This is a genomic window from Paraburkholderia atlantica (assembly GCF_009362785.1).
In the GTDB taxonomy this organism is placed as follows: Bacteria; Pseudomonadota; Gammaproteobacteria; order Burkholderiales; family Burkholderiaceae; genus Paraburkholderia; species Paraburkholderia atlantica.
Genome location: NZ_WHNQ01000088.1, coordinates 1 through 9,520, shown reverse-complemented (window position 1 = coordinate 9,520; position 9,520 = coordinate 1). Strand labels below are relative to the sequence as shown.

The 9,520-nt window shown below is 57.7% G+C and carries 11 protein-coding genes; 7 read left to right on the top strand and 4 right to left on the bottom strand.

Annotation, left to right across the window (positions count from 1 at the left end):
• Positions 1–487: response regulator transcription factor (locus tag GCT19_RS39650; protein WP_152854933.1), on the bottom strand; the 487-nt coding region annotated here is incomplete at its 3' end.
• A gap of 252 nt (positions 488–739) precedes the next feature.
• On the opposite strand from GCT19_RS39650, the gene GCT19_RS39645 reads away from it, so the two are divergent.
• The 4 genes from GCT19_RS39645 (at position 740) to GCT19_RS39630 (ending at position 5,009) form a co-directional block, all read left to right on the top strand.
• The gene (locus GCT19_RS39645) at positions 740–1,159 is read left to right on the top strand and encodes a response regulator transcription factor (RefSeq protein ID WP_018437076.1); all 420 of its coding nucleotides are present in this window, start codon (positions 740–742) and stop codon (positions 1,157–1,159) included.
• Positions 1,160–1,613: 454 nt separating this feature from the next.
• Positions 1,614–2,600, top strand: coding sequence for an alpha/beta fold hydrolase (locus GCT19_RS39640; RefSeq protein ID WP_084598427.1), 987 nt, complete (start codon positions 1,614–1,616; stop codon positions 2,598–2,600).
• 497 nt (positions 2,601–3,097) lie between these two features.
• Positions 3,098–4,357: a flagellar hook protein FlgE gene (gene flgE, locus GCT19_RS39635; RefSeq protein ID WP_018437074.1), complete on the top strand. Its 1,260-nt coding sequence runs from the start codon at positions 3,098–3,100 to the stop codon at positions 4,355–4,357.
• A gap of 106 nt (positions 4,358–4,463) precedes the next feature.
• Positions 4,464–5,009, top strand: a complete 546-nt coding sequence (locus GCT19_RS39630) for a hypothetical protein (protein WP_018437073.1) — start codon at positions 4,464–4,466, stop codon at positions 5,007–5,009.
• A gap of 46 nt (positions 5,010–5,055) precedes the next feature.
• On the opposite strand, the gene GCT19_RS39625 is transcribed toward GCT19_RS39630, so the two are convergent.
• Together GCT19_RS39625 and GCT19_RS39620 are read right to left on the bottom strand one after the other, a co-directional pair.
• Complete coding sequence (locus tag GCT19_RS39625) at positions 5,056–5,448, bottom strand: DUF3331 domain-containing protein (protein ID WP_157646510.1); 393 nt, start codon at positions 5,446–5,448, stop codon at positions 5,056–5,058.
• Positions 5,449–5,592: 144 nt separating this feature from the next.
• Entirely contained in the window at positions 5,593–6,618 is a 1,026-nt protein-coding gene (locus tag GCT19_RS39620) for a LysR family transcriptional regulator (RefSeq protein WP_018437071.1), read from the bottom strand.
• Positions 6,619–6,714: 96 nt separating this feature from the next.
• On the opposite strand from GCT19_RS39620, the gene GCT19_RS39615 reads away from it, so the two are divergent.
• The gene (locus GCT19_RS39615; protein ID WP_084598426.1) at positions 6,715–7,044 is read left to right on the top strand and encodes an OsmC family protein; all 330 of its coding nucleotides are present in this window, start codon (positions 6,715–6,717) and stop codon (positions 7,042–7,044) included.
• A gap of 199 nt (positions 7,045–7,243) precedes the next feature.
• On the opposite strand, the gene GCT19_RS39610 is transcribed toward GCT19_RS39615, so the two are convergent.
• Positions 7,244–7,993, bottom strand: coding sequence for an SDR family NAD(P)-dependent oxidoreductase (locus GCT19_RS39610; protein WP_018437070.1), 750 nt, complete (start codon positions 7,991–7,993; stop codon positions 7,244–7,246).
• Positions 7,994–8,103: 110 nt separating this feature from the next.
• Between GCT19_RS39610 and GCT19_RS39605 the strand changes: the two genes are divergently transcribed.
• Together GCT19_RS39605 and GCT19_RS39600 are read left to right on the top strand one after the other, a co-directional pair.
• The gene (locus GCT19_RS39605; protein WP_018437069.1) at positions 8,104–9,057 is read left to right on the top strand and encodes a LysR family transcriptional regulator; all 954 of its coding nucleotides are present in this window, start codon (positions 8,104–8,106) and stop codon (positions 9,055–9,057) included.
• Positions 9,058–9,203: 146 nt separating this feature from the next.
• Positions 9,204–9,520: hypothetical protein (locus tag GCT19_RS39600; RefSeq protein WP_152854932.1), on the top strand; the 317-nt coding region annotated here is incomplete at its 3' end.

Below are 9,520 nucleotides of genomic sequence, written 5' to 3'. Positions count from 1 at the left end.
ACCAGATCACTTCGCGCTCCCGCACCGTCAGCGTGTCGTAACGCGCCATAAGCGAAACCCTGGTCAGAGATTTCTCCAGTTGCTCGGCATGACGACCGATCGCTGATGAAACAGCGTCGATAACACGTTGCTCTCGAACAGGTTTGGTCAGGAAATCAATGGCGCCAGCTTTCATGGCCTGCACCGACATTTCAATATCACCATGGGCAGTCATGACGATAATTGGCATGTCGACCTGATGCCTTCTCGCACTCAACTGGAACGTCAAACCACTCTCCCCCTGCAGGCGAACGTCCAGCAGCAGGCAGCTTGGAACACCTGGCTTTTCAGCCGAAATGAAATCCCGGATTCGCTCAAAGGTTCGGACCGAATATCCGCACGAGCGCAACAAGCTAGATAGTGCCGAGAGCATTGACGCGTCGTCGTCGATTACATAGACGATTGCACCGTCCGTGCTAGCCACGGCTGGAAAAATGTTTTTCTCCATTCGCATTCCCTTCCCCGTACAAGTGTATGCAACGCATGGGTCCGTCACTGGGAATAGTCGCTCTGTCGGAATGTGATGCAATTGTAAGCTAATGATGCCGTCGGAGCCGGTATCACACACAGCGTCGACGAAAGCGCATAGCTTTCTGGCTGCTAACATTCTACCGATAAACAGCGCTACCTCTATATATACTTGCGTATGATTTTAAGTCGGCCCCACGTCGAGTATGATCGTAATCATCCGCTGGACGCGATGGCCACTCCGCGCAATCGGCGCGGACAGGGAGAAAGTCAATTGCGCGCGTCACAGGTAATTTGGGTCGTTGATGACGATCCCTCGGTTCGATCGGGTCTATCAACCTTGCTCAGATCGTTTGACTACGATGTCGTGACCTTCGAATCGGCAGCCGAGGTGATGGCACACATCGGCGAGACGCAGCCCGACTGCATCGTTTCAGATGTTCAGATGCCAGGAATGTCGGGCATTGAACTGTCTCTGCGCCTGATCGAAAACGGGTGGCGCATACCAACGATATTTATCACCGCATATCCGACGCCCGAACTGCATCGTCAAGCTTTTGCGAACGGCGCCTGTGCCCTTCTGATTAAGCCTTTGGGTGCCAGCGACCTGGCAGGTGCCATCGAGGCTGCGACGAGCATGCGATCCGGTTAGCGTTGCGAAGTCAGATACTTCCGCCACGCTTGTAGATCGATATGCTTTTATTAGCGACTATCGACCCTTCCTCATTAGACTGACGCAGAATTTCCAGGCCGGGCCGATTTTCCGACCACGCGTGTCTCCGCGTGTCGTCGACGGACGACTACCTGACGAAAACCGACTAATTTCAAGCCGAATTCGGTGGCCCGTCATCACAAGAACCGACTAACGTCGTGTCGATTGATGTTTCTCGATGCAACACCACGTTGCCTGCTTTCCGCCTTCTTTTCATCCTGATGCCCTCCTAACATTCCTCTTGCGCTGCTGAAGCATGACTCCGTGCGATCGCCATGGTCAGCGTTTTGTGCAATATCCATATCGAATGGCGAGCGAGCCATGTGATGCTAGTGGCGTGCAACGAATCGAAACCACACCCGCTCAGAGCAGAGGCTCAACAACGAGGATGAATATGAAACGCAGTAAGGTGAATGAGCAACCCACACGTCGAAAATTATTGATCGGCGGTGCCGCGGCCGCAGGTGGCCTGGCGGCCGCCATGCTCCCGGGTACGGTTCAGGCAAGCACAGCCGTCGCTTCACCGCAGGCATCGAAAGCGGACCACCGACACTTCTCGAGTTACATATCGTCGAAAGACGGCACTCAGCTGTACTACAAGGATTGGGGTACAGGACGCCCCGTGGTGTTCTGTCACGGCTGGCCCCTTAGTTCCGATAGTTGGGAATCGCAGATGATGCTAGTGGCGTCGCACGGCTTTCGCGCCGTGGCGCACGACCGCCGTGGCCACGGACGTTCGAGCCAACCGTGGAACGGCAATGAAATGGATACCTATGCTGACGATCTGGCGACGGTATTCGAAACGCTCGGTCTCAAAGATGCCGTACTTGTTGGCTTTTCGACCGGCGGCGGCGAGGTTGCACGCTATCTGGGCCGTCACGGCACGCGACGTGTGTCCAAAGTTGTGCTCGTTTCAGCCGTTCCGCCGCTGATGCTGAAAACTTCCACTAACGTCGGTGGATTGCCGATCGAGGTATTTGACGGTCTGCGTGCCGCTCAACTGGCGAACCGCTCGCAATTCTACAAAGACGTGCCATCCGGACCGTTCTATGGCTTCAACCGCCCGGGCGCCAAGCCGTCGCAGGGTTTGATCGATTCGTGGTGGGCGCAGGGCATGCAGGGTGGCCACAAAAACACGTACGATTCGATCAAGGCATTCTCCGAAACCGACTTTACCGAAGACCTGAAGAAAATCGACGTCCCGACGCTGATCATTCATGGAGAAGACGATCAGATCGTGCCTATCGACGCAGCTGGCCGTGCATCGGCAAAGCTGATCAAGAACTCAAAGCTGATTGTCTACCCGGGCGCGCCTCATGGCTTGACCGACACGCATAAAGACAAATTCAACGCGGATCTACTCGCATTCATCCAAAGCTAAGCGCGGCGGAAAACTTCACTGATCACAAGGGCAAGTACTTTCGTCCTTGCCCTCTTTTGCATGTGGGTTGCCACTCGCGTGCGTCTGATAACTCGTCCAGTCGCTACAGTCCGGCTTGACCGGCGCCAACAAAGCGCTCTTTCCGCCCTTGCAAGGACGTGCGACGCTCCCCGTACAACGCGCGCATACGCTTCGAATGGCACGCGGAATGTACCTGCCTGATGAAATCCGCAGCAACCGCCTGCAGTGTGTCGAAGCGCCTGCGTTCACATGAGAATGCAGCAAAAAGCGGGTCGGTCGATGTCATATATTTCGCCGCAGGCAGAGAACATCAATTCCAAATAGCCGCCCGATTTTATGAATATATGGAACAAATATTCGGACGCGGCTTCATAAATCAGGGGAAAACATATCACTTAGAATTCCTCGGGCGAAACCGCCTGCCTCCGGCGGTATTACATCGCAACACACTCTGATGTTCGACCAAGGAAGACCACATGAGTTATCAAACGGGGCTAAGCGGCTTGCATGCCGCCTCAAACGATCTCGATGTCATCGGCAATAACATTGCAAACGCCCACACAGTGGGATTCAAGCAAGGCACGGCGGTTTTTTCCGACATGTACGCTAACGCAATGCTCGGCGCGACGAATAACCAGATCGGCATCGGCGTTGCAACTTCTGCGATCGTCCGGGACTTCTCAGAAGGAACGCCTACCCAAACCGGTAATCCTCTCGATCTCGACATTAGAGGAAATGGCTTTTTTCTGCTATCTCAGAACGGCACTCTGGTCTACTCGAGAAACGGTCAATTTCAACAAGACAGTGACGGAAATATTATTAACAGCGGCAATGGCCTTCCATTAATGGGATACGCAGTAGGTCCGAATGGCGTCGTCGACACTTCACGCCTGGTTCAATTAACGACCGCAACCGTGGCAAATCTGCCCCCGAAGCCGACCAGCGCGATCGCGTGGTCTTTCAATCTGAACGCGGGAGATGACATCCCGAAGGTCACGCCGTTCGACCCTACCAACAACCAGAGCTACAGCTTCGCAACCACTGCTACTGCGTACGATTCAGAAGGTAACCAGCATCAGATCAGCATTTATCTTGTGAAAGATCCGGCCACCCCCAATCAATGGAGTGCCTATATAGCGCCCCAGGGTTCGGATGTCACCGTTGACAATGGAACCGGGGCGCCTTCCTCGTACACACAAATCGGAACACTGACTTTCGATTCCTCCGGCAGGCTGACCAGTTCAAGTTCGCTCTCGTTCGACATGAGCATGTCAAACGGCAGCGCCAGCCCGCAAACGATTGCCATCGATCTCGGCAACACCACGCAGTATGCTGCGACGACAGACAGCGTGACCCGGTATCACCCCGACGGATATGCCGCGGCCGCCTACAACGGCACACTTTCCGTGGCTGACGACGGCACCATCACTGCCGGTTACACGAACGGGGAGACCCTCGTCATTGGGCAAGTGGCGACGGCGACTTTCGCCAATCCGAATGGGCTTGAAAGTCAAAGCGGCAACCTGTTCTACGCAACCCAGGCGTCAGGGACTGCGCAAATCGGCACGCCGGGCACTTTCAACCATGGCGTGCTACAAGGATTTATGGAAGAAAGTTCGAACGTCGATCTGACTGACCAGCTTGTAGCGCTCATTACGGCGCAACGAAACTATCAAGCCAACGCTCAAACGATCAAGACCCAACAAGCCGTCGACCAATCGCTTATCAATATATAGCCAGGACAAGGCAGGTGACGTCCTGCCTTCGCCCTCACCTGATCTCTCCAGTACTTCGTGTGGCGCTAGCTGCGCTGCTAGCTGTCACCACAGCCCCCAAAAACATATGGACAGTACCCTGGTCGTATCTGCTCCCTCCGTCTTCACGCCGTTTTGTGTGACGGGGGAAGCTGGAGATTCGCTGACGGAGATTCCGATAGTCAAGGCCACCCGACTCAAGCCCTCCACGCTAGCCGCTACCTCCAAGGGATGGTCCGGCTTCCAGGAGTGTTGCGTCTGTCCTGACGACTGGAACGTCGACTTTGCAGCCGCTTACTTTTCCCCGTATCAAATTGAAGATGAGGAGATCATCTCAACGCTTACCTTTAACGTGACGATCCAAAATGACGCTCCATACCCGGTACAGGCAACTGGGTATGTCTTTGATGGACTGGACCACCCCGTTGGCAGCCTGGACCTGAGATATTTCGGGCAACGAATGCCCCGTGCACTGCAATTCGACGTTTCTGCATACCGGCTCTCGACGTCGAGTCGTTTCCTTATCGCCTTCCAGATTGCTGGAGGGGGAAGCACAAAGATCCCACGCCCCCCGCTAATCACGAGCGTCACAATCGACGTCGTAGCCTGCGTTCCGACGACCGTGGAGAATTAATTCCTTGGCGCTGGCACGTCAGGGACCATGCGGCGATCAGGGCCGTTCACAAGCGCTTCTCCAATTCATCTCTGAGGATCATCGCATCTGCGTTCACGGCCTGAGGACGCCTGCGTTGGGGCCTGTAAACGTACTCGTCGCACTGGATCTGGCGACCACTGACTGCACATACTCCTGAATGACGAGCACGAACCAGATGCCATTCCTGGTTTCCGTATACACATCGCAACGGGTCCAGCCAGGCGAGCGTAACGCTCGTTGTCGTGGCACGCTCCAAAAAGCGTATCGTGGGTCCGTCTGCACGCTTTCGTGGCGAGCTTTCAAACCCTTGCGCCCAATCTGGCGCAACGCTGCTATTCGAGCTCTTCTCGCCCGACAGTTGTCCAAGGATGCCGATGGTCATCAGCCACGGATCGAGAATATTCGACTGCGCCTCCATATTCGGGCTCCTCTTCCATTGTTGCGTGTTCTTTACGATCTTCTCCTCCCCCTGCGGGGCCACCGTCAGGTGAAATCCTAGGCGGCATACGCGGGCGGCAGTAGCCCCGAGCACGGCCTCACCGTGTTGTCATCGCATCAACAATCAATGGCAACCGGACGGAGGATCGACTTCGGTTGGACATTGCAGATCGAGCGCGCGGATCTGCTCGGTCATGTAATCGATAAATACCCGAATGCGCGATGGCAAGTGCTTGCGACTCAGATAACACGCGTAATGACCGCGGTCGTCGGGCGCATACTGTACAAGGCACGCGTACAGACGGTTTGCGCGCAGCAGTTCGCTCACCTGGTAGGCTGCGAGCTGGGCAATGCCGTGGCCCGCAAGCACTGCCTGCAACACGAGATCCGCATCGTTGAGAACGTGCACGGCCTTCGGCGCGACTTTGCGGCTCGCGCCGCCCACCTTGAATTCCCATTCGGCGATACGGCCCGAAGCAAGACGGAGATTGATGCAGCGATGCATCCCGAGGTCCTCGACGGAGCGCGGCAAGCCGTGAGCGCGCGCGTATTCCGGCGAGGCACACACGATCATCTGCATCGGGATCAGTTGTTTTGCGATGACCTGGCTGTCGTCCAGCTTGCCGTCACGAAACGCGACGTCGATACGGTCCGTTGTGAATTCGATCGGGCCGTCCTTGAGCATGAAATCGAGCGCAATGTCGGGGTACGCCGTATAGAAGCCGCTGAGCAGCGGCGCGACGATCCTGCGGCCGAAGCCCGTCGTCGAGCAGATGCGCAACTGGCCGCGCGGCGGACCCTGGCGAAGTTCGCGCATATCCGCGAGCGCCCGGACGATGCGCTCGACACCAGGGTTGCAGTTCTGATAGAAAAGTTCGCCTTCGCGTGTCAATGCCGTGCTGCGCGTGGTCCTCAGCAGGAGCCGCGCATCGATCTGCGCTTCGAGTTTCTGGACATTGCGGCTCACAGCCGAGCGGCCGATGCCGAGCCGACTGGCAGCCTTGGCGAAGCTGCCTTCGCTCACTACCGCGAGAAAGGAGATCACGCCCACATAGCTGGTGGCGAAACTGGATGCGAGCGAGTCGTCGCTCGAAGCCCGGAGAGAATTCGTCACGCCGGTCGAGACGAGCATGTGCTGTTTGCCGTTCATTTCACGAGCCGTTAATAGATTCATGGGTCGCAGCGGCCAGCGTCCGCGGCCGGCGAACCGTGCGAACGGACACTGACGCCGCAAAGACGATACGAGATGTTCTGGCCGGACCACACCGCCCTTGACACCTCGGCAGTGCATTCCGCGTCATTCGCTCCGACGACGGCGATGCCGGGTTCAATGCGGTTGCCAGCAGCGCGTGGTCCTGGCGGCGGCACGAATCCAGTGCAGTTGTTCCCAGCCAGCTACGCCGCCTGCTTTAAAGGCGCGCTCAAACTGATCGCCATCAATAACGGCTTCGCGCACGGCGAGATCACGGTGGATTCCGCCGGGACGGCTGGACGCGATCCCGTGGACGGCGTGCATATGTTAACCGCCGATATCCGTGTTCAATTGCCCGGTGTCGAACGCGCCATCACGGCGTAACTGGTGCCCGCCGCGGATCGCATCTGTCCTTACGCGAAGACGGCGAGACAGGGCATCGCCCGCGCGCGTCTCGCTTCACGAAGATGCGCCCGCAGGCAACGGAGTCGTTGCGGCAAGCACCTCCCGTAGCAGTCAATCGTCGACCACCGGGATCGGTAGTTCGCGCAATCTTTCCCCTATGGCCAAGCGCAGCGAGAACTCATATCAACGACATACCGCCATCGACGTTCAGATTGATGCCGCTGATGAAGCTGCTTTCGTCGCTGACAAGGAAGAGCGCGGCGCGCGCCAGTTCTTCGGGCCGACCGAGGCGACCCAGTGGAATGCGGCCTGCAACGGCTGCCTCGAATGCGGGCCGTTCGGCGCTCCCGATGCCGAGCTTGCCGAGGATAGGGGTATCGACCGGTCCGGGACTGATGACGTTCACGCGAATGCCACGTGCCTGGAATTCGAGCGCCCAACTCCGCGCAAATGCCTCGATTGCGGCCTTGCTGCCGGCATAGACGGCGTGCCCCTCGAACACCTTCGAACTCGCAATCGAACTGGTCAACAGAATGGCGCCGTGTTCGCGCATCAACGGCGCGATTTTCTGGACGCCAAAAAAGATGGCTCTAGTGTTGGTCGTGAAGTGCAGGTCGTACGATTCGTGGCTCACTTCGCTCGAGGGCGCAATGGTATTGATTCCCGCATTGGCGAAGTAGATATCGAGCCCGCCAAAGCGGCGAGAAACCAGCGAGGCGACCTCGTCGTGCGTTTGAGGGTTCGCGAGGTCGCCCGTCAACCCGATCGCCCTATCTCCAAGTTCGGATACGGTCGCATTGACCGCATCTGCCCGGCGGCCGACCACGATCACATTCGCACCCTCCTCGACCAACAGCCGGGCCGTCGCCAACCCGATTCCGCTATTCGCGCCTGTGACGACAGCGACCTTATTTGCGAGCCGATTCATTTTCTTTCCTCGTCGTATTTCGCCGATCTGGCGTACTGCCGGAATGTAGCAACGGCCGCGAAGGCGCTAAAGTCACACGATGGCCATTTCACTTGTTCCGATCTGTCATCATGTCTGCCGAAAATTTCAATGGTCTTGCCGCATTCGTCCGCGCCGTCGAGACTGGCTCGTTCACGAGTGCAGCCCATTCGTTGGGCACCACCCCTTCCGCGGTGTCCAAAAGCATCGCGAGGCTCGAAAAGCGTCTGGGCGTCAGGCTGTTTCAACGGTCGACGCGCGCCTTCCTCCTGAGCGTGGAAGGGCAAGCGTACTACGAGCAAGTCGCCCCGCTCGTGCGCGGCCTGGAGCGTGCAGACGAGGTTCTGCGTTCGCCCGCAACTGTCTCGGGAAGATTGCGTGTGAGCCTGCCAGGCGAGCTGGGGCGCCTTTTGCTGGACCCCGTCACGCGGCACCTGATGACGAAACATCCGGAACTCGCGCTCGATGTGAGCGTCAGCGATCGCCATGTCGATCTGATCCGCGATGGCTTCGATATCGCGATCAGAGCAGGATGGCTAGGAGATAGCGGTCTGCATGCGCACACCATTGCAGAGTTGCCGCTGGTGCTGGTGGCTGCGCCGGATTATCTGCGTGAACACGGAACACCGCGGAGAATCGCTGATCTCGCCGCGCATCGACACGTGCGCTATCGGCTTAGCGGGCGCGCGTATCCCGTGATCTTCGCGGATGGAACGACGGTCGCTGTCGATGGCGTGTTTGACGCGGACAGTGGCGACGCAATGCGGGTGGCAGCGTTGAATGGACTGGGTATTGCACAGATCCTGGCGATCGCCGTGCGAGATGACCTCGCTGCCGGACGGTTATGCACCGTGCTGCAGGGCCACGCGATGGCGTCCGTGCCCGTGCACGCGCTTCATGCCTTTGGACGGAACATTCCAATGCGCGCAAGGGTATTCATGGATTTCGTCACGGCACAACTGGTTGGATGGAAGGCCTCGCCTGCCGGGTCCGTCGCTGTCACTGCAACACGTTCGCACCTGAAAGTGAGATCAAAAAGAACCTGATGGCGCTGTCAAAGGTTCACGCATGATGCTGCTACTTGCACCCGCATTGACAATGATCCGCATTACCAACGACGCCGCCATAAGGAACGTGTATTCTTGCGAAGTGCCTGTATCCGCAGGATTTGACCTATCTCGTTGCGACTCCGATGGATCAGAAAAGAAAAATTCTATGGGACGACGGCGAGCGCGTTTTCTCGCGAGAACAGTTCCCGGTGGTGGCCGGCCAGAAAGTGCTGCTGGCGCGGCTTGCCGCTGAACAGCCGATGCCCGCCAGTCTCGATCGTCTTGCCCACGAGTTCGCGCTGAAGGACGAGCTTGACGGTGCCTGGGCCGTGCGCCCGCTGAGACTGGTGCGCGAAGGCAGCCAGACCGTGCTGGCACTCGAGGACCCTGGCGGCGAGCCGCTGGCGAGGCTGCTCGGCGCACCAATGGAGATCGGTTATTTCCTGGAACTCGCGATTGG